This is a genomic window from Empedobacter sp. R132-2 (assembly GCF_030324375.1).
In the GTDB taxonomy this organism is placed as follows: Bacteria; Bacteroidota; Bacteroidia; order Flavobacteriales; family Weeksellaceae; genus Empedobacter; species Empedobacter falsenii_B.
On record NZ_JACAGG010000001.1, the window covers coordinates 43,146 to 69,418 of the forward strand.

The window sequence follows — 26,273 nt, forward strand, 5'->3', positions numbered from 1 at the left end:
ATGGCAAATCATCAACACGATGCAGTAACTCCTTACGAAGCATCAGATCTAAATAAAAAGAAACAAGTCGAGCAAATGTTCGATAATATTTCGCCAAAATACGATTTATTAAACCGTGTTTTATCAATGGGAATCGACATTCAATGGCGAAAAGATGTTATCAAAATGGTAAAAGCTTCTCAACCAAAAACGATTTTAGATATCGCGACTGGAACAGGAGATTTAGCGATTATGATGGGTAAAAATACCGATGCAAAAATTACTGGATTAGACTTATCTAACGGAATGTTGGAAGTTGGTCGCAAAAAAGTAAAAGAAGCTGGATTAGAAAATCGTATCGAAATGGTGCAAGGTGATTCGGAAAATTTACCTTTTCCTGATAACACTTTTGACTGTGTGACCGTTTCTTTTGGTGTTCGTAATTTTGAAAACTTAGAGAAAGGTTTAGCAGAAATTAATCGTGTTTTAAGACCTGGAGGAACTTTTGTTATTTTAGAATTTTCGTATCCTACAGCTTTCCCTATGAAACAGTTGTACACGTTTTATTCTAAAAATATTTTACCTGCAATCGGTAAAATGGTTTCGAAAGATCAAAGTGCTTATACCTATTTACCAGATTCAGTTCGTGCTTTTCCACATGGAGAAGAAATGAAAAACATCCTGAAAAGTGTAAAATTTACACAACCTATTGATAAAAAACTTACTTTTGGTATTGCAAGCATTTATAAGAGTATAAAATAAAATTGCTTGTTATTCGTTGAAAGTCTATGAGAAAAAATCTAATCATCGCATTATCGTTAACTGTTGCTAGCATTGCAAATGCGCAGTTTCGTCCTAATAATGACAGAAGCGAAAACAGAACTGAAACTGATCAGAAAAAATTTAGTTTTGGATATTTCTTGGGAACTAATATGATGAGTTACAAGATTGTTCCTAAAGCTCAAACAAATCCGTTACCAGGAACTCCTCAAACACCAGATGATGATGGGGTAAATGAACACGGTTTAGTTTATTTAGATCAAGAAAGTAAAGCTGGTTTCTCTGTTGGATTAATCGCAAAAATGCGAGTAAATGATTATATTGATTTAAAATCAGAACCAGGATTGCATTTTGCTCAACGTATTTTACATTTCAATAACTACTTGGATCCTGCTACAGGTAAAACAATAGAAGACCCTTCTAAAATAACACGCGAAGTAAAATCTACTTATATCGAAATTCCGTTGTTACTTAACTTTCACGGAGATCGTTGGTTCAATACACGTCCATACATTCAAGGAGGTTTGGGTTATCTAATGAATTTACAATCAAACGAAAACAAAGAAGACGATAACGCAACTGGAGTTTTCAGAACTACAACGAATAATTTTAACTGGCAAGCAGAAATTGGTGTTGAAATTTATTTCAAACGATTTAAACTTACACCAGCTCTAAAAGGTATGTTCTTCTTTAATAATGAAATTGTTCCTGATAAAGATGCTTCACAAAAGTATTGGACAGGAAGTTTGAATTCATTATCAACCAGAGCATTTGTTTTTTCTCTAAAATTTGAATAAAAATTTAAAGTCATAATCATAAAATAATAAAAACCATAAATAATATAATCACATGAATTTTCAATTATCGGAAGAACAATTAATGATTCAAGAAGCTGCTCGCGACTTCGCTAAAGCTGAGTTATTACCAGGAGTTATCGAACGCGACGAAACATCTACTTTCCCAACTGATGCAGTAAAAAAAATGGGAGAACTTGGATTCTTAGGTATGATGGTTGACCCAAAATACGGAGGATCTGGTTTAGATAGCGTTTCTTATGTCATTGCAATGGAAGAAATCGCTAAAGTTGATGCTTCTGCTGCTGTTGTCATGTCAGTTAACAACTCTTTGGTTTGTGCTGGTATGGAAAAATATTGTAACGAAGATCAAAAACAAAAATATCTAGTACCATTAGCTTCTGGTCAAGTAATCGGAGCTTTTTGTTTATCTGAGCCAGATGCTGGTTCTGATGCTACTTCTCAAAAAACTACTGCGGTAGATATGGGAGATCACTATTTATTAAATGGTACAAAAAACTGGATTACGAATGGTGGAACAGCTTCTACTTATTTAGTAATCGCTCAAACTGATCCAGAAAAAGGTCACAAAGGAATCAATGCTTTCATCGTAGAAAAAGGATGGGCAGGTTTCGAAATTGGACCAAAAGAGCAAAAAATGGGAATCCGTGGTTCTGACACACATTCATTATTCTTTAATGATGTAAAAGTGCCCAAAGAAAACCGTATAGGTGAAGATGGATTTGGATTTGCTTTCGCAATGAATGTCTTAAACGGAGGACGTATCGGTATTGCTTCTCAAGCATTAGGTATTGCTCAAGGTGCTTATGAATTAGCATTAGATTATGCAAAAATTCGTAAAGCATTCAAAACTGAAATCATCAATCATCAAGCTGTTGCATTCAAATTAGCAGATATGGCAACTAATATTACAGCTGCTCGTATGTTATGTTTCAAAGCTGCTGTTGAGAAAGATGAAGGAAAAGATATTTCTATTTCTGGTGCAATGGCAAAACTATTTGCTTCTAAAACAGCAAACGAAGTTGCTTCGGAAGCCGTTCAAATTCATGGAGGAAATGGTTATGTTCGCGAGTATCATGTAGAGCGTATGATGCGTGATGCAAAAATTACTCAGATTTACGAAGGAACATCAGAAATTCAAAAAATTGTAATTTCGAGAGGAATTGCTAAATAATTTTAGATAAATATAATTATTTTTTATCTCTATGAGACATCTGTAAATGACAGATGTCTTTTTTTATTTATTTAATCAAAAAACAATACGTCGTATATTTGTGGCGGAAAAAATATAAAGAAGATGAAAATTTTTAGATTCGGACCAAAAGGTCAGGAGAAATCAGGTGTAATCATCGATGAGAAAAAATTCGATGTTTCAGCATCAGGAATTATTTATGATGATGATTTTTTTGGAAATACAGAAAAACAAGAAACTTTACAAAAATATATCGATCTTAACATTAACAGCTTGCCATTAGTTGAAGATGATGTACGTATTGGTACACCTTTAACTCGCCCAGGAAAAATTGTTTGTGTAGGTCTTAACTTTGATGATCACGTAAAAGAAACAGGTTTACAACAACAAGCAGAACCGATTATGTTTATCAAAGCGAATCAATCGTTTAACGGACCAGAAGACGGAATTATGCAACCAAATGGTTCTACAAAAATGGACTGGGAAACAGAACTTTGTATTATTATTGGTGAAAAAGCAAATAATGTAACGGAAGAAGAGGCGATGAATCACGTATATGGTTATGCATTGATTAATGATATTTCTGAACGTGCTTTCCAAACAGAACGTGGTGGAACTTGGGACAAAGGAAAAGGATGTGATACATTTGCACCTGTTGGACCTTTTATTGCAACAAAAGACGAAATCGAGGATGTAAATAATTTACGTGTTTGGTTAAAATTAAACGGAGAATTAATGCAAGATGGTAATACAAGTGATTTTATTTACCGCATTCCTAAATTAATTTCTTACCTATCTCAATTTATGTCTTTCTTACCTGGAGATATTATTTCTACAGGTTCACCTGCAGGATCAGGAATGGGAAAAACACCTCAAGTTTGGCTAAAACCAGGAGATGTTATCGAATATGGAATTGAAGGTTTAGGTTCTACAACTCAAACTATTTTACCTTTCTCAAGAGATTAGAATAAGATATCTTACAATTAAAAAAAACCGTGCAATTTAAATTTTGAATTGCACGGTTTTTAAATTTTGTTTAGCATCATACTTAATTGATTAAACTATAAAACGAATTCTTTTTCATACAATCAATCGATTAAATAGAAAGTCTAATTCGAAAAAAATATTGGATATTCAATTAATTAACGTAATTTTGCAAACGTTTTGACAACCATCCAAATGGTACAAATCCATCAAAATGAGGAATAATTCCTAAAATCTTTTGGGAAAACAGAATCATTTTGTACATTTGCACCCCGATCGGATTGTCGGTAATTTATAAAATATTAAAAATCAAGATAGTGGACACGTTAAGTTACAAAACTTCATCAGCCAACAAAGAAACTGCTCAGAAAGAATGGGTAGTTGTGGACGCTTCTGACTTATCATTAGGTCGTTTAGCGTCAGGTGTTGCGAAGCTTATCAGAGGTAAGCACAAAACAAACTTCACTCCTCATGCAGATTGTGGAGATTATGTAATTGTTTTAAACGCTGACAAAATTCAATTAACAGGTAACAAATGGGATGACAAATTATACATCCGTCACACAGGTTACCCAGGTGGACAAAGATCTTTAACTGCGAAAGAAGTTTTTGCAAAAGATCCTGTACGCTTAATCGAAAAGTCAGTAAAAGGAATGTTACCTAAAAACAAATTAGGTAGTAAATTATTGACTAATTTACATGTATTTGTTGGTACTGAGCACAATCACGAAGCTCAACAACCAAAACAAATCGATATTAACGAATATTTATAATCTAATTCCATGGCAATAGTTCATAAAATCGGACGTAGAAAAACATCTGTTGCTCGTGTATACTTACAAGAAGGTAATGGAGAAATCTTCATTAACGGGCGCGAGTTAGCAATCTACTTCCCTACGGCAGTATTACAATACAAAGTAGAACAACCATTTTTAATCACTGGTACAAAAGAGAAATACAATGTAGATATCAAAGTATTTGGTGGTGGAATCACTGGTCAAGCTGAAGCAATTCGTTTAGCAATTTCTAGAGCTTTATGTGAAGTTGACGCAGATTTTCGTTTACAATTAAAACCAGAAGGGTTATTAACACGTGACCCACGTATGGTTGAACGTAAAAAATTCGGTCAAAAGAAAGCGCGTAAGAAATTCCAATTCTCTAAACGTTAATTTATTCAATTCATTAAAAAATCCATTTTCCGTTGGTTTAGCATCTAAACAAATAAGGCTAGAATTTTTCGACCACTTGTTTGTTGCTTGTTGAGATAACGGAACGTAAACTAAAAAAAAGAAAATGGCAAAAGTAAATGTAAAGGACTTATTAGGTGCTGGTGTGCACTTTGGTCACTTAACAAGAAAATGGAATCCGGCTATGGCTCCTTATATTTTTATGGAGAAAAACGGGATCCACATCATCGACCTTCACAAAACTGCAGTGAAATTAGATGAAGCATCTGAAGCTTTAGGAAAAATTGCTGCATCTGGACGTAAAGTTCTTTTTGTTGCAACTAAAAAACAAGCGAAAGATGTTGTAGCTAAGCATGCTGAAGAAATCAACATGCCTTATATTACAGAACGTTGGCCTGGTGGGATGTTAACTAACTTTGTTACTATCCGTAAAGCAGTTAAAAAAATGAATTCAATCGATCGTATGAAAAAAGACGGTACGTTTGAAACACTATCTAAAAAAGAAAGATTACAAGTTGATCGTCAAAGAGCATCTTTAGAGAAAAACTTAGGTTCTATAGCTGATATGACACGTTTACCATCTGCAGTATTTGTTGTAGATATCGTACGTGAGCACATCGCTATAGCAGAAGCTCAAAAATTGGGTATTCCAATCTTTGCAATGGTTGATACAAATACTGACCCTCGTCAAGTAGATTTCCCAATCCCTGCAAATGATGATGCTTCTAAATCTATCGATATCATCTTATCTACAGTAGCTGATTCTATCAAAGCTGGTTTATCTACACGTAAAGCAGAAAAAGAAAAAGCAAAAGAAGGTAAAGAAGAAGGAGCTGAAACAAAAGAAGCTTAACATTAACTTGATGATCAATTCATCGATATAATATACCTTGTAGCTCCTACACCACTTTGTGGTGTACGAGCTACTTTTATTTAAAATATTAAGAAACAAAATAAAAATATTACTATGAGCTACAAAGCAACAGCCGCTGAGGTAAGTAAATTAAGAAACGCAACTGGTGCGGGAATGATGGATTCTAAAAAAGCTTTAGAAGAAGCTGGTGGAGATTTCGATAAAGCTGTAGAAGTTTTACGTAAACAAGGACAAAAAGTAGCTGCTAAAAGAGCTGACCGTGATTCTACAGAAGGTGCAGTTATCGCTAAAGTTAACGCTGACCAAACTAAAGGTATCGTTATCGCTTTGAACTGTGAGACTGACTTCGTTGCTAAAAATGAAGCTTTCGTTGCTATGGCTAACGAAATCGCTGATTTAGCTTTGACAGTTAACTCTAAAGAAGAATTATTAGCTTTACCATTCGCAGGAATTACAGTTGGTGAAAAATTAACTGAGCAAACAGGTGTTATTGGAGAAAAAATCGAAATTGGTACTTTCCAAGCTATCGAAGGTGCTATCGTTAATTCTTACATCCACGCTGGTAACAAAATTGGTGCTGTAGTTTCTTTATCTGCTAACGTAGAAGGTGCTTCTGAAGTAGCTCGTGACGTTGCTATGCAAGTTGCTGCTATGAACCCAGTAGCATTAGATGAAACTTCTGTTGCTCAATCTGTAATTGACACTGAATTATCTATCGCTAGAGAAACTTTAGTTGCAGAAGGTAAACCAGAAAACATGATTGAAAACATCGCTCAAGGTAAATTACAAAAATTCTTCAAAGAGAATACATTAGTTCACCAAGCGTCAATCAAAGACGGAAAAACTTCTGTTCAAGATATCGTTAAAGCTGTTAACGCTGACTTGAAAGTAACTGGATTTATCCGTTACAGCTTATAATAAGCTTATAATAAGTTTATAATTTTTATTATATATCTTAAAGTGATGCTAAATTTTAGCATCACTTTTTTGTTTGGTATATATTTTGAAATGTTTGTTTTATAATTATTTATTTTTATATTTGTTAGGATTACAAGCATATGAAACACTTTATACTATTTATAACTATATTTTTATTCACCATAACATCTGCTTCAGCTCAGTCGAGATTTGATCAGGATAAAGGCTCTGTTAGTATTTATCCAAATCCTGCGAGTTCTACATTTACAATAAAATTTGACAATCCATCAAAGGCAAGTTCGGTGTCGATATATTCGATTATTGGAAATGAAGTGATGAATAAAAAATTAGACGGAAGCCAAAAAGCAAACTTTAACGTACAAAGTTTGAAAAAAGGAAAATACATTGTTCGCGTTTTTAATGAAGATGGAACAACAGAAACACAATCCTTGATTAAGAATTAAGATTATTTATATATAAAACAAAAAAGCTTCTCAAAATTTGAGAAGCTTTTTTGTTTGTAATTAGAAAGACTATTTTGCTTTCTTATAATTTTCTTCAACTTGTTTCCAATCCAAAACATTGTTAAACGCTTTCAAATAATCATCGCGTTTGTTTTGGTATTTTAAATAGTAAGCATGTTCCCAAACATCAATTCCTAAAATTGGCGTTCCTGCGATCTCTGCTCCTGGCATCAATGGATTATCTTGATTTGCTGTACTTGTAACCGCCAAACTTCCGTCCGCTTTCACAACCAACCAAGCCCAACCAGAACCAAAACGTTTAGAACCCGCTTCGTCCAATTGTTTGATTAATTCTTCTGTAGAACCAAATGTTGCTTCAATCTTCGCTTTAAGATCTCCTGTAGGGGCTTTCTGTGGCGTTGGAGACATAATATCAAAATATAGCATGTGATTGTAATATCCACCAGCATTGTTGCGTAAAGCAGCATTATTCATATCCATTTTTTTCAAAATATCTACAATATCATTCGATTTGATATTTGCTTCTTTTAGCGCTGTATTCAATTTGTTGATGTATCCTAAATAATGTTTAGAGAAATGAACTTCCATTGTTTTTGCATCAATGTATTCGTTCAATTCATCGTAACCATATTTCAAAGGTTTAATTTGGAAAGTTCCTGGGTCAGCTTTAACATCTGTAGGATTTCCAACAGGCTCTGCAACAGCTTGCACTGTATCTTGTTTTACAACTTCTTTAGTTGTTGAGTCAGCATTTTCTTTCTTCGTTTCGCATGACTGAACAAAGAAAAGAACACCCAAAACTGACATCAAAAATATACCCTTTTTCATCTTATTCTTTTATGTAGTTTACTTATGATATTAATATTTCTACTAAAATATACTAAAACTATCGAATATAAAATTGATTTCTTTTAATTTTCTGTTAAAATGGAGATTATCATCTAAATCAATAAAGGTAATTTGTTTGTATATTTGATTCATGGATATTGAAATTAATAAAGAAGAATTAAATGATCTAGTTGATAAATTATATTTATTAACTGAAGATTATAAAAATTTGGCTAAAGAAATTTTTAAATATAAAGCTATGAAAGTTGATTTTATTGCTCTTAGTATTTTAAATAGAGCTATGTCAATTAATGAAGGTTTTAGATTATTATTTCAAGAAAATAATTTTTACTCTGCAACTCATCTAATTAGAATACAAATGGATAATCTAATTAGATATAATTCTATCCTAGTTGCTAAAGACGATAGTTATATTGATTATATATTAGACGGAAAAGAAATCAGAAAATTCCGCGATAGCATTTTAAAAAAGAATTTCAATGATGCTTATTTAGTTGAACAAATTTCAAAAAAATTTCCAGAAATAAAAATTTTATACAAAAAATACTGTGGCTTTATTCATTTTAGTAACGAACATTTAGAAAGAATAAAAACCTTTCCTAATATTGAAAATGTAAAATTTCGTGTAGAGATAGGTAATTTCGAAAATTATTCACATCAAGAAAAAGTAGAAATTGTATCTGATATGATTACTATTTCATTATTTATTTTTAATCAAATCAATTATTGGACCGAAGCAAAAAAGACCATAAAATAAAAAAACCTTCCATTCGGAAGGTTTTCTTGTTATATAGAGTTTCTTAATCTCTTTTATAATCTACAACAGCTTCTATAAAAGCTTGTGCATTTTCAACTGGAATATTTGGTAAAATTCCGTGACCTAAATTGGCAATATATTTATACGGACCAAAATCGTCAATCATTTCTTTTACCATTTGCTGAATAGTTTCTGGTGGCGATAACAAACGAGAAGGATCAAAGTTACCTTGTAACGTCTTTTTGAAACCTGTAAACTCACGCGCTAATTGTGGCGTAATCGTCCAATCAACACCCAAAGCAGATGCTTTAGAATCTGCCATTTTCTCTAAAGCAAACCAACAACCTTTTGCAAAAACAGTTACAGGAACTACTTTAGAAACTTCGTTTACAATTTGCTCGATGTATTTCCAAGAAAATTCATCATAATCTTTTGGCGATAACATTCCACCCCAAGAATCAAAAATCTGAATCACATTTGCACCATGTTCCACTTTTTTCAACAAATATTGAATCGTTGTTTGTGTAATTTTTTCTAATAATTGGTGTGCTGCAACTGGATTTTGGAAACAAAAACCTTTCGCTTGATCAAAAGATTTAGAACCACGACCTTCCACTGCATAACACAACAATGTCCAAGGCGAACCTGCAAAACCAATCAACGGAATTTTATTGTCCAACTCTTTCTTTGTAATATCCATCGCTGCATAAACGTATCCTAACTCTTCTTCAACATCAGGAATATAAACTTTTTCTACATCTTGAGCTGTACGAATAGGATTCTCTAACCAAGGACCAACACCAGGTTTCATCTCGAAATTCATTCCCATTGCTTGTGGCACAACCAAAATATCTGAAAAGATAATTGCTGCATCTAACGGAAAACGACGAATTGGTTGAACTGTAATTTCAGCCGCTAACTCTGGCGTTTGACAACGTGTAAAGAAATCATATTTATCTCTCAATTCGATAAACTCTGGTAAATAACGTCCTGCTTGACGCATCATCCACACTGGCGGACGCTCTACCTCCTCACCTCTCAATGCTTTTAAAAGCAAATCATTTTTTATCATTGATGTATTTTTTTATATTTTCAATAACTACTTCCACCAATGGTGTTTGCGCAGTTATAATTTCATGATTTGGATAAACTTCTTCTATCGCAGAAGTTGTTGTATTTCCGATTGTAAAAATACGCGAACTTTCTGAAATTTCATTTTGTTGATGAAACGCTTTGAATGACAACGGACTAAAAAAAGCATACACATCAAATGTTTCATTTAATTGATAAACAATTTGCCCTGATTGATATGTTATAATTTGATTGACTTCGTGATTTGCTTTTGATAATTCATTCACCAACAAATCTCGACGGGAAGAACCACATAAGAAATTCCATTTCGGAGAATAATTTCCTGAAATTAATTTCGAAGCTAAATCTTCTGCATAATCTTCAACCAACACAACATCTCTGTTTTGCGCTTTTAGTTTTTCTGCCGTTTTTTTTCCAACAACAAAAAAATGACCATTCAATTCCAAATCTTGAATGGCATTTACAGTATTTTGACTCGTCACGATAAACTGATGAACGGATTCATCAATCTGTGCATAAATTTCATTTTTCGAAGTCAAATCGATTTGTAAAGTTGGTTTACAAACCACCTCAACATCAGTTCCAAATTCTTTTTCAAGCAATTCAGAAGAAATTAACTTCGTGAATAAAACCTTCGTTCGCACTATTTCGTTCCGATTTCTTTTTTTATTTGTTCAATCATTTTTGCTGCACCTTGTGCAATACATTCTTCAGCAAATTCGCGACCTTTCGTCAAATATTCATCTGCTTTGAATTGTCTTTCGATTGAAATCATTTCTTGTCCATCAATGGTTAAAATTGCTCCTTTGAAGGAGTAATTTTCTTCATCAATTTTCTCAACTAATGCTCCAATTGGCGCTGTACAACCACCTTCTAAAACATTCAAAAATTGACGTTCTACCGTTGCAAAAAGTTCACATTGAGGATTATTAATATCACTCAAATCCAAACCTTCTTTGGCTACAATTCCTAAAATTCCTTGTGATGGTGCAGCAATCATCCAATCAATCACTTTATAATGAAGACCTTTTTCTGCCAATTCATCTAAAATTTCTGAACGATCCAAACCTGCAAAAGCAAAAACAGCTCCGTCCCAATCTGCATTATCTTGCAACTTTTTCAGACGTAATTGCACATTTCCACGTAAATCTACAATCGTATCATTTGGATATTTATGATTCCAAAATGCTTTACGACGCAAAGATCCAGTAGCGATAACACGATGTTTTTTCTCGAAAATATCTTCCGATTTGTACACCAAAATATCCGCAGAACTTGCGCGTTCTGGATATGCAATCAACTCTAATTTTTCTGGTAAAACAGTTGGCACATCTTTCAACGAATGAACCGCAATATCTACTTGATCATTCAACAAAGCAATGTCCAATGAACGCGTAAAAACACCTGTTAAACCTAATGAATAAATGGGTTGTTTTAGATTTGCATCGCCTTCAGAAGTAATCGGAACGATTTCTGTTGGATGACCTTTTGCCTCAAGAATAGAAGCAACTTTATTGGCTTGCCAAAGCGCTAACGGACTTTGACGTGTACCAATTTTTATTGTTTTCATGATTGTATTAAGCTTGTTTTAAATGAAACATTTTTTCGATTAACTGAATTGTTTCGTCTGCGTTTTCTTTATTTTCGATCAAATAAGAAGCAAACTGATTTGTAATTTTCTGAATTACTTTTTCAGTTAAAATCGTTTCATTTTCGTCGATATTTACATTGTCTTTTTTCAAGTTATTTAAAGCAAAACTCTGAAAAAAGTCTAATCTATCTTTGAAAGATTGAATAGCTGGAACCAATTCTCTGGTTTCTAACCATTCGTAAAACTCTGTAGAATGCTCCTCTATAATTGCCAATGCTTCTGGAATTGCATTGCGACGTTGCGCAATTGTATCGTCTACCATTTTAGATAATCCATCTACATTTACCAATTGAATAGATTCGCGAGCAGCCAATGTATGAATTACATTTTCTGGAACTGACATATCAATAATCGTCATTTCCTTATCGAACGGAATCATTTCTTCTGTAATCGTGTAATTACTTGCTCCCGTTGCAACAATTAGAATATCTGTTTTTTGTAATTCTTCTTTTAATTCGCTGTGATCTTTTACGGTAATATCGTATTTCAGTCCAAGAATTTCTGCCTTTTCTTTTGTACGATTGATTAGCGTAATGTTTGTATTTGGATAATGTTTGACCAAATTAGCACACGTATTACGACCAATTTTACCAATTCCGTACAACAAAATATTTTTGTCAACTAAGTTTCCTTGCGTTGCTTGAATAAAATTAACCGCTGAATATGCAACCGAAGCAGAACCGTTACTTAAGAAAGTTTCGTTCTTCACTTTTTTACTAATTTGAATCGCAGTATTTACCAAACGCTCTAAAAAAGCATTTGATGCACCTTGTTTTTTGAAACGAGAAAACCAAATTTTGATTTGTCCGATGATATCAAAATCACCTAAAATCTGACTTTCTAATCCCGACGAAACACGGAATAAATGTGTAATCGCTTCTTCTCCTTCTTTTACCATCATAAATTGACGGAATTCATCTGCATTACCTTCTGTGTATTTACAATATTGCTCAACGATTTGATCTTCGTTTTCTGCAAAACCATAAAATTCAGTACGATTACAAGTTGATACAATAAAAAAGTTTTCTAATCCATTCGTTTTAGAATCTTGCGTAAACGTTTCAACTTGTTCCGGGAAAAATGTAAATTTACCACGTGTAATGGCGTCAGCTTTTTCATAACTGATTCCGATTACGTAAAAATTTTCTTCCGTTTTATTACCTCTAATTGCCATTTCTTCAAATACTGATACAAAAGTAGTTTCAAAAGTCTTCGAAAAATAACTTTAAAAAGAAAAAATAACGCCAAAAATTAAAGTTTGCTTTTTTAGAATAATTATAAATTAAAGGTTTATATTTGTATGTAAACCATTATAAAGAGCGAAGTTGACAATTATCACGTTTTTTATATGACAAACCTCATTATTCAAAATGGAATTAAAAAATACCCATAAAAGTAAAATTAACGAGTATAAATTGTCAACAGACGTATTTATCGCTCAAATAGACAACTTTACAGCTTCTACAGACACGATTCTGAAAGGAATTGACAAGCGTTATATACAATTCTATTTTTGTACAAAAGGTTCGTTGACATTTAATTTTAATAATGGTATTTATAAAATCAATTTGAACGAAGGAAAAAGCTTTTTGTTCTATTATCCGACATTGGACATTCCATTATCGTTGAATATAAATGCCGAAAGCAAGGTTTATATTGTGGTTTTGTCTATTCAGAAATTACATCAATTGTTTGCAGAATATCAAATTCAGAATAATTTGATTTCGAGTATGACGCAAGAAAAATTTTATATTGAACGAGAAATTGGACCTTCAATAAAATTAGTTTTGAATCAAATTGAACAAATGAAACTTTCTCCGCAATTTCAAAATTTATTTTTGATTGGAAAAATGTACGAATTATTCACCCTTTATTTTTCTGAAATTGAAAGTCAAACCGAACATTGTCCTTTCTTAAATGATGAAAATGAAGGAAAACGAATCAAAGAAATCAAAGATTATTTATTAGCTGATTTTAAAAATCCGCCAACAATCAAACAACTTTGCGAAAAATTTTCGATCTCGGAATATCATCTGAAAGAAGGTTTCAAGGAACTATACGGAACAACTGTTTATGGTTATTTGTTGGATAAAAAACTGGAATATGCATTGCATAAATTAGAAGAAAATCAACAAATGGTAAAAGATATTTCGTTTGAAATTGGTTACGAAAACCCATCTCATTTTATATCAGCATTTAAGAAGAAATATGGCTTAACTCCTAAACAATACATTAAACAATTTCAGTAAAAACTTTAAGAATTGTTAATCTTAATATCATTTATTAACTACTTATAAATACTTACTTTTGTTAAATATTTATAAATAGTTATGCAAAAATTTTTGCTTCTTTTATTTCCTTTTGCCGCTTTTGCGCAACAACCCGACTATTATGAAGGGATTGATTTTAATCAAAATGGAAAAACTATAAAGGAAGAATTACACGATTTAATCAATGCTACACATCATGCAGTTAGCTATACGCCTGGAGTTTGGAATATTTTAGATAAATCTGACTTGGATTTAGATTCAAAAGGTCGCGTTTTATTGATTTATGGTTTCACAGATAATTCTACTGTTTATGCAGAACAGCGCACGCGTGATATAAACAACAAAAACAACTCTTCAAGTGGAAGTACAATCGGAAAATGGGAACGCGAACATGTTTTCCCAAAATCTTTAGCAGTTCCTAAACTTGATACTGATCGTCCTGGAACTGGAACAGATGCTCATAATTTACGCGCAGTTGATAGACAAATAAATTCGACTAGACGTAACAATGCTTATCGCGAAAAATGGGCACAAGATGTGACAGGACAAGCCAAATTAATCAATGGAGGTTTTTATCCTGGTGATGAATGGACGGGAGATGTCGCGCGAATTATTATGTATATGTATGTACATTATGGTATGGAAACCGATCCACAATTGGTTGCGTATAACAATACGACAACAACCAATAATGATGGAATGCCAGATATGTTTTTGAAATGGAATGTATAGGATAAAGTATCTGAATTTGAGAAAGTCCGAAACGAAATTATTGCCGAAACACAAGGAAGTCGAAATCCATTTATTGATAATCCGTATTTAGCAACGTTGATTTGGGGAGGAGATAAAGCCGAAAATACTTGGACTGAATTATCTGCGAACGATTACAATTATCAACAAACGCTTGTAGAAGTTTTTCCTAATCCAACAACAGACAAAGTAAAGATTAATGCTAAGAATTTTGATTATGTGAATTTATATGATTTTAACGGTCGTTTACTTGGAATTGAATTAGGTTCGGAAGTTAATTTGAAAAATTATCCAGCTGGAATGTATATTTTATCTATTCACCTAAAAGATGGAAACATCGTCACAAAAAAAGTGATTAAAAAATAATTTTAAACAAAAAATTCCAACTCTAAGAGTTGGAATTTTTTGTTTATTCATTTTAACAACCTTCATTATACATTACATCGAAAGAAACTACTTTATCATTCACTAAATAAAATTGTAGAATCGATCCATTATCATAATCTTCAACATTAAAATAACGAAAAGCTTTTGTTCTTTTATCCGTTTTATCATCATAACCATCGAAAATAGAAATATTCAGATTTTTATATTTATTAATTAACTCATCCAAAGATGAGCCAATTTTAATTCCAGATAATGTTTTAAGACTAGAATCCGAAGACTTTACACTATATACAGTTAAAGTAGAAGAACCTGCTGTCTCCTCACCATTTGTTGTCAATCCAACTTTATATGTTACTCCTTTAGAGACAATTGTTACATCACCATCAGGATAACCATATTCATTCAATTTTATTTTGAATTTTTGTCCAGTTAATTTTTCTAATTCAGACAATTTCATTCCAAGTTTTACGTCATTAATACGAGTTGTAGAAACTTGCGCTTGCAAAGCTATTCCAGCTACAAAAGCAGCTATAAAAAATATTTTTTTCATTTTTATGTATTTAGGTTTTAATCATTATTTTAAAGTGTACATTCTTCTGGGTTATAAGAACTCAATCTTATTGTTGTTACAATTTCATTTTTCAAAGAAAAAGTCAATATAACACCATTTTCTCTATCATCAATTCTAAATTCTCTGTTATTATTATTCGATTTATCCAAAAACACATTATATTTTGACGAATAAGCTTTCCACAAATCCTCCAACGTACTACCAATTCCAATTCCAGACAAAGTTTTGATATTTTTACTTGTTGTAGAAATAGAACTTAAATAGGTGTCATTTTCTGTTTTACTCAAATAACCACTTCTTATTTCGATTGTATAATCAATCCCTTTTAGGGTGACATTCGTTTCTCCTTCATCAACAATTGCAGCAATTTCTTCACCTAACAATTTCAACACTTCGAACGGACGCATACCAATTTTCAGTTCATTCATTCGTGTTGTAGAAATCTGACCAAATCCAACAACCGAAAGCAAGAAAAATCCTAATAAAGTTATTTTAATCCTCATAAATTTTATTGTTTAAATATCCCGATTCTGTCTCATCATCTTCAAAAATATCTTACACCGAAATATCATATTTTTTGTACGCTTTCCATAAATCGTCCAACGAACTTCCAACTTTTATTCCTGATAAAGTCAAAAGTTTAGAGTTGACAGACGAAACCATACATACTTCGAATTGTTTTGTTTTCAAATTTTTATAGTACGAAATATGATATTTAATTCCATTCAACTCAATGTCCTGTTCAGGCATTTCTGCATTATTTACATCATAAAGAGCTAATTGATTTGGTGTTAAAGCTGCAACTTGTTTTTGCTTCATTTCGTACGAAATATCTCCAAATTTGGAAGTCGTTACTTTTTGAGCAAACATTATCGAAGTGAATAGCAAGAAGCACCCTAAAATTGAAAAAAATCGACTAAGCATAAGCATTAATTTGAGCAATATGTTTTACAATTTTTCCATTATCCAAAACCCAAAGTGCATCATAAACACCAGCTCCATCGCTATATGTACCGAACAAATAATATTGATTTAACTCTTTATTGTAAGTAAGTTTTGTTGCTGATAAATTCGCATTATATAAATTGATAAAATATTCTTTTGGAATGATAATTTCTTTTCCTTTGAATGATATTTTAAACGATTTGAATTCTGTTTGAGGAATCATTCCATCCGAACCAAGAAAATCTTTTTCATCAATCGCATAAACAAAATCACTTTCCTTGAAAATTTTATGTTTTTTCGAATTAAATTCTTGCGTTTCGAGCTGAATGGTATAATCAGCAACCGAAAATTCTATTTTAGAATCATTGACTGAAGTTGGTGAAATAGTTTCAAAATCTTCTAACTTTTTGATTCGATCATAGTAAACAAAACCAGCTTTTTCAGGCTGATATTCAACTAAATACCATTTCGAGTTTTCTTCATCAGAATCAATTGGATAAATTGAATTTGAATTGACTTTAGCAACAATTTTAGACGAAATATTTTTATCATCTCTCACATTTGCAAAACCATCTTTATCTTGCACAATCCCAAATTGAGCTTGCACAAAATAGCCTAAAAAAGTAGTAAGAATGAATAAACTTTTTTTCATTTTTTGATTCGATTTTCTTGAAGTAAAGCTAACAAAATCTAAACCAAAAATTTTCACGAATTATAGTGATTTTACAAAATCGATATTTCTTTTCAAACCATCAAATTTTGTACGTTTTACAGGTGATTTCTTAAAAATTTCTCGAAAAACATCCTCTGTAATTTCTTCCCAATCTTTCTTCGAGAATTGATTAATTTTCTTATGACCAACAAAACGAGTTTCTTTCGTTGGCAACGAAAAACGATTCCATGGACAAACTTCTTGGCAAAGATCACAACCAAAAATCCAATCATCAAATTTTCCTTTCATTTCGGTCGGAATTTGATCTTTCAATTCAATTGTAAAATACGAAATACACTGACTTCCGTTCACTGTTTTATTGGGTAAGATTGCCTCAGTTGGGCAAGCATCAATACAACGCGTACATTTTCCACAATGATCAGTTTCAATTGGAGAATCATAAGCTAAATCCAAATCAATAATTAATTCGGATAAAAAGAAAAACGAACCTTTTTGTTTAGATAACGTCAACGAATTTTTTCCAACCCAACCAATTCCAGCTTTTTTCGCCCATGCATGTTCCAGAATTGGTGCTGAATCGGTAAAAGCTCTTCCGCTCACCTCCCCTATTTCTTCTTGAATAAAATCTAACAACTCGCGCACTTTTTCCTTCACGACAAAATGATAATCTTCGCCTTGCGCATACATCGCAACTTTGTAAGAATTAGGATTTCGATCTAAATCTTGGTAATAATTATACGCCAACGAAATCACAGATTTTGCTCCTTCGACCAAAATTCGAGGATCCAGTCGCATATCGAAATGATTTTCCATATACTGCATTTCTCCATGATAATTATTCTTTAACCAAGACTCTAAACGTGGAGCTTCCTCTTCCAAAAAATCTGCTTTGGCAATACCACACGAAATAAATCCCAATGCTTCAGCTTTTTCTTTGATTCGATGGGACCATTTTATTTTGATATGTTCTTCTGTTTGAAGGAGCATTAGTTAATTCGTAATTATGAATTTATAATTATTATATCGACGAGATTAAATTTTATCATTCTGAATGAAACGTGAGTGAAATGAAGAATCTTAGATTCCTCCTAACGCAAGAATAATATGTCGTGTGAGCCATTTTCGATTTATTAGAGTAAGAAAATCGTTAAGATTCTTCGACAAGCTCAGAATGACTTAGAACAAAATTACAAATCAAACAAATCGGTTTGAGGTGAATTTTCTCCACGATATTTTACACCAATATGTTTGAAAGCTTTTTCTGTTGCCACACGTCCACGAGCAGTACGCATCAAATAACCTTCTTGAATGAGATACGGTTCATAAACTTCTTCTAATGTTCCACCATTTTCTCCAACTGCTGTTGCTAAAGTTGTAATTCCGACTGGTCCACCTTTAAATTTTTCAATAATTGTTGATAAAATTCTGTTATCCATTTCATCTAAACCATTATCATCAACTTTTAGAGCTTTTAAAGAAAATTCAGCAATTGATAAATCAATTTTTCCATTTCCTTTAATTTGTGCAAAATCTCGAGTCCTTCTCAATAAAGCATTTGCTATACGAGGAGTTCCACGACTACGACCTGCAATTTCTATCGCCGCTCTTTCGTCAATTGGTGTGTCTAAAATACGAGAAGATCGCTCAACAATCGTACTTAATAATTCAACATTATAATATTCGAAACGGAAATTAATTCCAAAACGAGCACGAAGCGGCGCAGTTAATAAACCAGAACGCGTTGTTGCACCAATTAATGTAAAAGGATTCAAACCAATTTGAACCGAACGTGCATTTGGTCCAGATTCGATCATAATATCAATCTTAAAATCTTCCATTGCCGAATACAAATATTCTTCGATAACGGGAGACATACGATGGATTTCATCAATAAAAAGCACATCATTTTCTTCCAAATTCGTCAATAAACCAGCTAAATCACTCGGTTTATCGAGAACTGGTCCAGATGTAATTTTGATTCCTACACCTAATTCATTCGCAATAATATTTGCTAATGTCGTTTTTCCCAAACCTGGAGGTCCGTGCAACAAAACGTGATCTAATGCTTCGCCACGAAGTTTAGACGCTTTTACGAAAACTTCTAAATTCTCTAGAATATGCGCTTGTCCAGCAAAATCATCAAAACTTTGCGGACGAACAGTATTTTCGTGATTTAGATCGTCATCTGGATAAAATTCTTTATCAGGATTTAATAAATCTGACATAAAATGATGATATAAATTATAATGATGATATTACGAAGGACAAATTAAATTATCCTCCGTACTTTTACAACTACAAAGAACGCAATATTTTTTTAGATAAAAAGAATTATGAGCAAAGGAATATTATTAGTGAATTTAGGTTCGCCCGATTCTACCAATGTTGAAGACGTAAGAACTTATTTACGCGAATTTTTAATGGATAAGAAAGTTTTGGATTCTCCTTGGATTATTCGTAAAACTATTGTTGAATTATTTATTTTACCAAAAAGACCCGAAAAATCTGCTGAAGCTTACCGAAAAATTTGGACAAAAGAAGGTTCTCCTTTAATTGTTTACTCTAAAATTTTGAGAGATATGATACAAAAACAAATGGATATTCCAGTTGTTTTGGCAATGCGTTACAAAAACCCTTCGATAGAAGCTGGTTTACAAGAGCTTTATGACAAAGGTGTTCGCGACATTTTGGTTGTTCCTTTATACCCTCAATACACAATGTCTTCTACAGAAACTGTTGCGGATAAAGTGCTTGAAATTCAGAAAAAAAGTTACAAAGACACTAAGATTAATTTCTTGAAAGCTTTTTACAATCATCCAGATTATATCAAGGTTTTAGGAGATTCTATCAAAGAAAAATTACCTGAGAATTTTGATAAATTATTGTTTTCTTATCACGGAATTCCAGAACGTCACGATAATAAAGCACTTCGTGCTGCAAAAGCGAGCAAATTACCTATTGAAACTTATCGTAATCAATGTTTTGAAACAACACGTTTGGTAACCGAATACTTGCAATTACCAGAAGATAAATATACCACTTCTTTTCAGTCTCGTTTAGGTCGTGACCCTTGGATTAAACCTTATACAGACCACATGTTAGAAGAATTTCCTGCACAAGGCGTTAAGAATTTAGCGGTTTGCACCCCTGCCTTTGTTTCGGATTGTTTGGAGACTTTGGAAGAAATTTCGATGGAAGGACAAGAAGAATTCTTAAAAGCTGGTGGTAAGCAATTTACATACATCCCTTGTTTGAATGATCGTCAAGATTGGGTGGATACATTAGTGAAATGGTTGAAAGGTTGGCAAAATAATTAAGAAAGGTTTTTAGCCTTACAAAATAAATTAGATATCTTTGTTTGGAATTTTTCAATTTTAAACAAAGATATTTTTTTTAAAATGAGACTAATTTTCTCAATTATATTTTTAGTCCTATCACTTTTTAGTTCGGCTCAATTTTTAGATACTAGTGGAAATCTAATTATTGATGGTCGAAAATATCTGAAATCCAAAGTGGATACTACAGGACGAAAATCGGGTTGGGAAATTTATGGTGCAAATACTTTAACCGTTAATCAAAATACCTTTTCCAATTGGATGGCAGGTGGTGAAAATTCGGTTTCACTAAATGCTAAAGCTGATTACGAATTTAATTTCCGAAAAAAGAAACACTTTTGGGACAATCGTTTTATTTTTGAATATGGTTTTTTAGACAATAAAACCAATGGAACGCGTAAAACTGCTGACAATCTAAATATCACAACTTCTTATGGATATTTGATAAAAGAAAAGTGGTACCTAACCTCATCACTTAATATTCGTTCACAGTTTTCTACAGGTTACAATTACGGAACAACTCCAAAAACAAAACTATCAAACTTATTTGCGCCTGCATATGTAACAATTGGGGTCGGTGCGAATTATACGCCAAATTCTAATTTTTCTGTCAGTTTTCAACCTTTAACATCAAGAACAACAATTGTAGCAGACAAAGATTTGCAAAAGAAAGGAACTTATGGTTTACGAAACGATGGAGATACGTTTCTTTTTGAAGTTGGAGCATATTTAGGTGGTCGATACAAAATGAAACTTTTTGATAACGTAACTTACGATAATAATATTGGAATTTTCTCTAATTATTCGAACAAATTTTATAACCTCGATATTGTATATGCTGGATTATTAGACATGAAAATTAATAATTTTATGTCCACACAATTAACCATCAATTTGATTTATGATGAAGATCAAGTTACTCAAACACAATTTAAACAAGCCCTCGGAATTGGCTTAACATATAAAATAGACAGTACTAAGAAAAAAGATAAGAAGAAACGTAGAAAGAAGGAAATTCTCCCATATTTCGATACATCTGGCATTTCCCCAGTCAAATTACCTAGAATAAAACTGGATAAACAAAACTATGATCAAGTTTTTGATAAAAATACAATTGACGAAAAATCAACATATATTAAATCAGAATCCATATTTTTGGAGTAAGTTAATATAAATCAATCAAATCTACATGAAAAAATTTTTATTTGTATTAGCAATTTTAGGAAGTGCTACAACTTTTGCGCAAACAGTAAAAGATGGTAAAGTAGCTACTGATAGCAAGCGTTATTTAAAAGATCAAAAATTTGATGGCCGTCAACCAGGATGGTTCGTTTCGGGAAATAATTCACTTTTATTTTCTCAAAGTGCATTCAGTAATTGGGTTGCGGGAGGTGTAAATTCGTTTGCGCTGAACGGAAGTTTAGATTACGAATTTAACTTGACAAAAGAGAAACATATTTGGGATAATCGTGTTGTTTTAGGATACGGAATCCAGACTAACAAAGGCGAAAGTTCTCGCAAAACAAATGATGTTATCGACTTAACTTCTTCTTATGGTTACAGCATCGGAAATCATTGGTATTTAGCTTCCTCTATGAATTTTCGCACACAATTTACAGATGGTTTTGATTATTCAAGAGATCCAAAAACGAAGATTTCAGCCTTGATGGCTCCAGGTTATTTAAGTTTAGGATTGGGTATTGATTACAAACCAAGCGAAAATTTTCAAATTAATATTCACCCATTTACACCAAGAATGACCTTTGTCTTAGACAAAGATTTACAGAAAAAAGGAAATTTTGGACTTAAAAATGATGGAGACAATACTTTATTTGAATTCGGTGCATATTTAGGTGCGCGATATAAACTACAAATTATGGAAGGAATTTCTTATGATAACCGTGTCGGAATCTATGCAGATTACCTGAAAAATTTCGGAAATATGGACGTTGCTTATCAAGGAATTTTGGATATGAAAGTGAACAAGTTTGTTTCGGCACAAGTAAGTGTCAACCTATTGTATGATGAAGATCAAATCAAAAAAACACAGATTAAACAAACACTTGGAATTGGATTTAATTACAAATTTGATAACACGCCACCAAAAATAGAAGAAGCTCCAGCAATTGCATTTATGCAAGAAGCACCAATTTTCGAAGAAAAAGAAGAAACTGTAGAAGTAGCAACAAATATTCTAAAAAGAGAACCAATTCTTAATGAAACAAAATTAGTCACTCAATAATATTTTTAACCTGCTTTTAATAAGCAGGTTTTTTATTTTTCTTATTTTTATAACTCAATAGAAGAATAAAATGACAAAAAATATTTTCGGCGCACTTTTACCACAAATTTTAATAATTGTTTGGGCAGCTTTCGAGCTTTACCTTGGGTTCAACAACGAACAAAATAACCGCATCATTCTTAGCGCAATCGTGATATTAATCTTCGTTATTTTTACAATTATTACATTACTCAAGGTAATTAAATATCCCAACGACCCAACTTATTTGAAGAAAAAGTAATTTATATAAATGTAATTCTTAAAACTGAACGTTTAACTTTGAGACCAGTCACACTTGATGATACTGAAACAATTCATCAATTATATTCTATCGAAGAAGTTGATTAATACAACACGTAGGAATTCCAGAAAATATAGAGGTTACAATTCTTCATGTAAAAGATTTAGTAAAATCTAATCAAGGAGAACAACCACAAGCTTATACTTTTGTTATCGAAAATGACAATCAATTTGATGGATTAATTTCTTTAAATTTAGGTAGGGCTAAATACAAGAATGCAGAAGTTTGGTTTAAACTTCATCCAGATTTTTGGAACAAAGGAATTGCAACAGAAGCTTTAAGAGAAATTATTTCTTTTGGATTCAATACGTTAAATCTTCATAGAATCGAAGCTGGATGCGCAATTGAAAATATTGGTTCTTACAAAGTTCTTGAAAAAGTTGGAATGATTCGAGAAGCACATACCAGAAAGCTTCTTCCTCTAAAATCTGGTTGGGCAGATAATTATGGCTACGCTATTTTATCGACTGACTTACGATAAAAATTAAGTCATTGCAAACTCATTTTAGAATCATATCTTATTTGATAACAAGTTCAGCTTATCTACAAATTCTCCCTTAAATTTCGTAAACTTGTGTTATAAAACAACAAAAATGAAATTAATCGGTCCTTTCAGACAAATTATAACACTTGCCAATTTACCTTTAAAAGGTGCTATTCACGAAAACCAAGTCGAAGTTCTCGAAGATGGAGGAATTATTATTGATGATGAAACAATTGTAGAAATAGGAAATTTCGAAACGCTTTCTCAACAACATCCAACTATCGAAATTGAACATATCGAAACGGAACAAATTCTTCTTCCTGGATTTGTAGATTCGCATACACACGTTTGTTTTGGAGGAAATCGTGCCAAAGATTTCGCCATGCGTTTGGACGGAAAAACCTATTTAGAAATTGCCGAAAGTGGTGGTGGAATTTGGTCTACTGTGACAGAAACACGTAAGAAAACAGTTGACGAACTGAAAGATATTACGCTAAAACATATTGCCCAATTAGCTAAACAAGGAATCACAACTGCTGAAGTAAAATCTGGTTATGCTCTCTCTGTTGAGGGTGAAATTAAAATGTTAGAAGCGATAAATATGGCGAATCAAGAAAGTGAGATTGATTTGATTCCTACTTTTTTAGGTGCGCATATGAAACCAAAAGATTTTGAAGGTTCGAACAAAGAATATTTAGAACTTTTGGTGAAAGAAGTTTTTCCTAAATTAAAATCTGATGATTTAGCAAATCGTATCGATATTTTTGTGGAACAATCTGCTTTCTCTGTTGAGGAAGGCGATTATTTCTTAAACGAAGCAAAAAATCAAGGTTTTGATATTACGATTCACGCTGATCAATTTACAGCTGGAGGAAGTTATTTAGCTACAAAATTCGATGCTTTGAGTGCAGATCATTTAGAATTTTCAGGAGAAGAAGAAGTGAAAAAACTTGCCAATTCTGATGTTGTTGCAACTGTTTTACCTGGCGCTTCTATCGGTTTGGGAATGCAATATGCACCTGCTCGAAAATTGTTAGATGCTGGTTGTTGCGTTTCGATTGCTTCGGATTGGAATCCTGGCTCAGCTCCAATGGGAAATCTTCTTACACAAGCTTCTGTTTTGGCTACTTTTGAGAAATTATCAATGGCAGAAGTTTTAGCTGCAATTACTTTTCGTGCTGCAAAGGCTTTAAATTTAGCTGATCGTGGAACAATAGAAAAAGGTAAAAAAGCCGATTTTATCAGCTTCTCTACCTTCGATTATCGTAATATTATCTATTATCAAGGACAATTACAACCAACAAATGTATGGAAAAATGGTGCTTTGATTAATCAATAGTGTAAATATTATCAGGAGTGATGGTGTTTGTCGGCGTGTAAATTAACCAATCGGTAATCATTTCTTGCGGATAAAGACCTTCATCTCCTTCATTCAAACCTTCTACAGCATAAGGACGATTCAAACAAACGCCAAAAATTTCGTTGTTCTCATTGATTCCGTACACATCAAACCAAATGTGTTCCTTATTCATTTCATGATCGACATCAAATCCTAATTTAATTAAAAATCGATAATAATTTTCTTCATCTGCTTCTGGATTAAAATATGTGTTAAATGCTTTTTTATACAATTCAAAACGTTGATAAGCCAAGGCTGACATTCGTTCCGTTTCCTGATCGCTGATAAAGAAAATCGGATTATCTGCAATTGTCGCCGCATAAACTTCTGGTGTCAATGTATGTCCTTCTTGCACCGCTAACAAAACGCCACAAGGTTCATAATTTTCGTTTTCTGGCTGACGTTCATTGTAACCTCCAGGAATTTTAGCAGGATAATCTTTCACCACATCTTCCCAACGTTTCCAACAAAATGTAATATCCAAACCATCATAACCAATATTAAATTCTTCATTTTCTGGCGAACGAAAATCTGGTTTGATAAACGCATTTACAATCATATCCAAAGCCGAATTCATCTGCTCTACTCCATCTTTGATGTTCAACATCTCCAACTCCACAGAACCGCAACGATGCAAACCATGCGTATGCATCCAATACACGCGATCGCCATTTTCATCCTCATCATAAACGCCATGAATCACATATAAATACGAAGGCGCAGGCGGAATTTCTGACTCTGCTGTCACTTTAGCCCATTTACCAGAAAGCAAACGATAAGGCATAAAATCGACAACAATAGACGGGTTTTCAACAATTGCTTGCATAATTTTTAATTGCAAATGAAAACTATCCAATGCATCATTTCCAAAATACATCACAGATTCCAAATAAAAATCTTGTTGCGTTGCAATTTCCATTTCTTCGTCCGAAATCATATTTCCAAAACCAAATTCAGAATAATCGTTACTTCTCGCATCCACAACATACAAATTCACATCAAATTCTTCCTCCAAATAAGACACTACAAGTTGATATTCTTGCTTTACAGCTCCATTTTCGTCTTTATCAATCTCGATAAGATCAAAATTGATTAATTGAAAATAATCGGTTGATTTTAGACTTTTTTCAATTGATTCTCTTGAAAATACAAAATCTTTCGACGAAGGAAAAATTCCCATTGTAGAAGGTAAACTCAATCCATCCTCTGCAATTCCTTTGTACAATTCTTGATTTGTCATAGTTATTTTTAGTTTGTTTTTTGTTAAAGATAAATGTTTTAAGTTCATCAAAATTTTAGCAAAATGTTAAACTT

General features: G+C 32.5%; 28 protein-coding genes and 2 pseudogenes. 18 read left to right on the forward strand and 12 right to left on the reverse strand.

Annotated elements, in window-relative coordinates; all coding sequences use genetic code 11:
• From ubiE to HXZ69_RS00285, 9 genes are all read left to right on the forward strand, one after another.
• The gene (gene ubiE, locus HXZ69_RS00245) at positions 1-741 is read left to right on the forward strand and encodes a bifunctional demethylmenaquinone methyltransferase/2-methoxy-6-polyprenyl-1,4-benzoquinol methylase UbiE (protein ID WP_038334486.1); all 741 of its coding nucleotides are present in this window, start codon (positions 1-3) and stop codon (positions 739-741) included.
• 26 nt (positions 742-767) lie between these two features.
• Positions 768-1,556, forward strand: a complete 789-nt coding sequence (gene porT, locus HXZ69_RS00250) for a type IX secretion/gliding motility protein PorT/SprT (RefSeq protein ID WP_286494660.1) — start codon at positions 768-770, stop codon at positions 1,554-1,556.
• Positions 1,557-1,608: 52 nt separating this feature from the next.
• Positions 1,609-2,748: an acyl-CoA dehydrogenase family protein gene (locus HXZ69_RS00255; protein ID WP_115001412.1), complete on the forward strand. Its 1,140-nt coding sequence runs from the start codon at positions 1,609-1,611 to the stop codon at positions 2,746-2,748.
• A gap of 123 nt (positions 2,749-2,871) precedes the next feature.
• Positions 2,872-3,732 carry a fumarylacetoacetate hydrolase family protein gene (locus tag HXZ69_RS00260; RefSeq protein WP_286494661.1) on the forward strand — a complete coding sequence of 287 codons (861 nt, stop codon included), beginning with the start codon at positions 2,872-2,874 and terminating at the stop codon, positions 3,730-3,732.
• 335 nt (positions 3,733-4,067) lie between these two features.
• Positions 4,068-4,523 carry a 50S ribosomal protein L13 gene (gene rplM, locus HXZ69_RS00265; protein WP_038334665.1) on the forward strand — a complete coding sequence of 152 codons (456 nt, stop codon included), beginning with the start codon at positions 4,068-4,070 and terminating at the stop codon, positions 4,521-4,523.
• Between the two features lie 9 nt (positions 4,524-4,532).
• Positions 4,533-4,919: a 30S ribosomal protein S9 gene (gene rpsI, locus HXZ69_RS00270; protein ID WP_038334481.1), complete on the forward strand. Its 387-nt coding sequence runs from the start codon at positions 4,533-4,535 to the stop codon at positions 4,917-4,919.
• A 124-nt stretch (positions 4,920-5,043) separates the two neighbouring features.
• On the forward strand, positions 5,044-5,790 hold the full coding sequence (gene rpsB, locus HXZ69_RS00275; protein ID WP_115001416.1) for a 30S ribosomal protein S2: 747 nt from the start codon (positions 5,044-5,046) through the stop codon (positions 5,788-5,790).
• 114 nt (positions 5,791-5,904) lie between these two features.
• Positions 5,905-6,729: a translation elongation factor Ts gene (tsf, locus tag HXZ69_RS00280; RefSeq protein ID WP_219033598.1), complete on the forward strand. Its 825-nt coding sequence runs from the start codon at positions 5,905-5,907 to the stop codon at positions 6,727-6,729.
• 140 nt (positions 6,730-6,869) lie between these two features.
• Positions 6,870-7,193, forward strand: coding sequence for a T9SS type A sorting domain-containing protein (locus HXZ69_RS00285; protein WP_115001418.1), 324 nt, complete (start codon positions 6,870-6,872; stop codon positions 7,191-7,193).
• A gap of 69 nt (positions 7,194-7,262) precedes the next feature.
• Here HXZ69_RS00285 and HXZ69_RS00290 read toward each other — a convergent pair whose 3' ends face one another.
• Positions 7,263-8,042 carry a superoxide dismutase gene (locus tag HXZ69_RS00290; RefSeq protein WP_286494662.1) on the reverse strand — a complete coding sequence of 260 codons (780 nt, stop codon included), beginning with the start codon at positions 8,040-8,042 and terminating at the stop codon, positions 7,263-7,265.
• 151 nt (positions 8,043-8,193) lie between these two features.
• On the opposite strand from HXZ69_RS00290, the gene HXZ69_RS00295 reads away from it, so the two are divergent.
• Positions 8,194-8,820 carry a hypothetical protein gene (locus tag HXZ69_RS00295; RefSeq protein ID WP_286494663.1) on the forward strand — a complete coding sequence of 209 codons (627 nt, stop codon included), beginning with the start codon at positions 8,194-8,196 and terminating at the stop codon, positions 8,818-8,820.
• A gap of 43 nt (positions 8,821-8,863) precedes the next feature.
• On the opposite strand, the gene hemE is transcribed toward HXZ69_RS00295, so the two are convergent.
• Genes hemE through hemA form a run of 4 tightly spaced genes read right to left on the reverse strand, consistent with a single transcriptional unit; the run spans position 8,864 to position 12,737 of the window.
• Positions 8,864-9,892 carry a uroporphyrinogen decarboxylase gene (gene hemE, locus HXZ69_RS00300; protein ID WP_219033601.1) on the reverse strand — a complete coding sequence of 343 codons (1,029 nt, stop codon included), beginning with the start codon at positions 9,890-9,892 and terminating at the stop codon, positions 8,864-8,866.
• On the reverse strand, positions 9,879-10,556 hold the full coding sequence (locus HXZ69_RS00305; RefSeq protein WP_181816324.1) for a uroporphyrinogen-III synthase: 678 nt from the start codon (positions 10,554-10,556) through the stop codon (positions 9,879-9,881). Before HXZ69_RS00305 ends, hemE begins: the two co-directional genes overlap by 14 nt.
• A complete protein-coding gene (hemC, locus tag HXZ69_RS00310; RefSeq protein ID WP_221854357.1) occupies positions 10,556-11,482 on the reverse strand; it encodes a hydroxymethylbilane synthase in 927 nt (308 codons plus the stop codon). The genes HXZ69_RS00305 and hemC overlap by 1 nt, the downstream gene beginning before the upstream one ends.
• Positions 11,483-11,489: 7 nt before the next feature.
• A complete protein-coding gene (gene hemA, locus HXZ69_RS00315; RefSeq protein ID WP_219033603.1) occupies positions 11,490-12,737 on the reverse strand; it encodes a glutamyl-tRNA reductase in 1,248 nt (415 codons plus the stop codon).
• A gap of 196 nt (positions 12,738-12,933) precedes the next feature.
• On the opposite strand from hemA, the gene HXZ69_RS00320 reads away from it, so the two are divergent.
• The 3 genes and pseudogenes from HXZ69_RS00320 (at position 12,934) to HXZ69_RS00330 (ending at position 14,949) form a co-directional block, all read left to right on the forward strand.
• Complete coding sequence (locus tag HXZ69_RS00320; RefSeq protein WP_125348767.1) at positions 12,934-13,812, forward strand: helix-turn-helix domain-containing protein; 879 nt, start codon at positions 12,934-12,936, stop codon at positions 13,810-13,812.
• Positions 13,813-13,893: 81 nt separating this feature from the next.
• Positions 13,894-14,637 (forward strand): annotated as a pseudogene (locus HXZ69_RS00325) (endonuclease); the annotation flags it as partial.
• A gap of 24 nt (positions 14,638-14,661) precedes the next feature.
• Positions 14,662-14,949: a T9SS type A sorting domain-containing protein gene (locus tag HXZ69_RS00330; protein WP_286494800.1), complete on the forward strand. Its 288-nt coding sequence runs from the start codon at positions 14,662-14,664 to the stop codon at positions 14,947-14,949.
• A 52-nt stretch (positions 14,950-15,001) separates the two neighbouring features.
• On the opposite strand, the gene HXZ69_RS00335 is transcribed toward HXZ69_RS00330, so the two are convergent.
• From HXZ69_RS00335 to ruvB, 6 genes are all read right to left on the reverse strand, one after another.
• On the reverse strand, positions 15,002-15,520 hold the full coding sequence (locus HXZ69_RS00335; protein ID WP_052217554.1) for a hypothetical protein: 519 nt from the start codon (positions 15,518-15,520) through the stop codon (positions 15,002-15,004).
• A gap of 29 nt (positions 15,521-15,549) precedes the next feature.
• Complete coding sequence (locus tag HXZ69_RS00340; protein ID WP_038332097.1) at positions 15,550-16,044, reverse strand: hypothetical protein; 495 nt, start codon at positions 16,042-16,044, stop codon at positions 15,550-15,552.
• Between the two features lie 52 nt (positions 16,045-16,096).
• Positions 16,097-16,411, reverse strand: a complete 315-nt coding sequence (locus HXZ69_RS00345) for a hypothetical protein (RefSeq protein ID WP_286494664.1) — start codon at positions 16,409-16,411, stop codon at positions 16,097-16,099.
• Between the two features lie 46 nt (positions 16,412-16,457).
• Positions 16,458-17,138, reverse strand: a complete 681-nt coding sequence (locus HXZ69_RS00350; RefSeq protein ID WP_286494665.1) for an SH3 domain-containing protein — start codon at positions 17,136-17,138, stop codon at positions 16,458-16,460.
• 60 nt (positions 17,139-17,198) lie between these two features.
• On the reverse strand, positions 17,199-18,146 hold the full coding sequence (gene queG / locus HXZ69_RS00355; protein WP_286494666.1) for a tRNA epoxyqueuosine(34) reductase QueG: 948 nt from the start codon (positions 18,144-18,146) through the stop codon (positions 17,199-17,201).
• A gap of 200 nt (positions 18,147-18,346) precedes the next feature.
• On the reverse strand, positions 18,347-19,384 hold the full coding sequence (gene ruvB, locus HXZ69_RS00360) for a Holliday junction branch migration DNA helicase RuvB (protein WP_038332085.1): 1,038 nt from the start codon (positions 19,382-19,384) through the stop codon (positions 18,347-18,349).
• 108 nt (positions 19,385-19,492) lie between these two features.
• On the opposite strand from ruvB, the gene hemH reads away from it, so the two are divergent.
• The 5 genes and pseudogenes from hemH (at position 19,493) to hutI (ending at position 24,899) form a co-directional block, all read left to right on the forward strand.
• Positions 19,493-20,476 (forward strand): ferrochelatase, encoded by a 984-nt coding sequence (gene hemH / locus HXZ69_RS00365; RefSeq protein WP_286494667.1) that lies wholly within the window; start codon positions 19,493-19,495, stop codon positions 20,474-20,476.
• 81 nt (positions 20,477-20,557) lie between these two features.
• A complete protein-coding gene (locus HXZ69_RS00370) occupies positions 20,558-21,658 on the forward strand; it encodes a DUF3078 domain-containing protein (RefSeq protein WP_286494668.1) in 1,101 nt (366 codons plus the stop codon).
• Positions 21,659-21,683: 25 nt separating this feature from the next.
• Positions 21,684-22,736: a DUF3078 domain-containing protein gene (locus HXZ69_RS00375; protein WP_286494669.1), complete on the forward strand. Its 1,053-nt coding sequence runs from the start codon at positions 21,684-21,686 to the stop codon at positions 22,734-22,736.
• Positions 22,737-23,227: 491 nt separating this feature from the next.
• Positions 23,228-23,458 (forward strand): annotated as a pseudogene (locus HXZ69_RS15275) (GNAT family N-acetyltransferase); the annotation flags it as partial.
• A gap of 211 nt (positions 23,459-23,669) precedes the next feature.
• Positions 23,670-24,899: an imidazolonepropionase gene (hutI, locus tag HXZ69_RS00385; protein WP_219033614.1), complete on the forward strand. Its 1,230-nt coding sequence runs from the start codon at positions 23,670-23,672 to the stop codon at positions 24,897-24,899.
• Here the strand turns inward: hutI and HXZ69_RS00390 are convergent.
• A complete protein-coding gene (locus HXZ69_RS00390; RefSeq protein WP_219033615.1) occupies positions 24,889-26,199 on the reverse strand; it encodes a DUF4026 domain-containing protein in 1,311 nt (436 codons plus the stop codon). The genes hutI and HXZ69_RS00390 overlap by 11 nt on opposite strands.
• Positions 26,200-26,273: the final 74 nt, after the last annotated feature.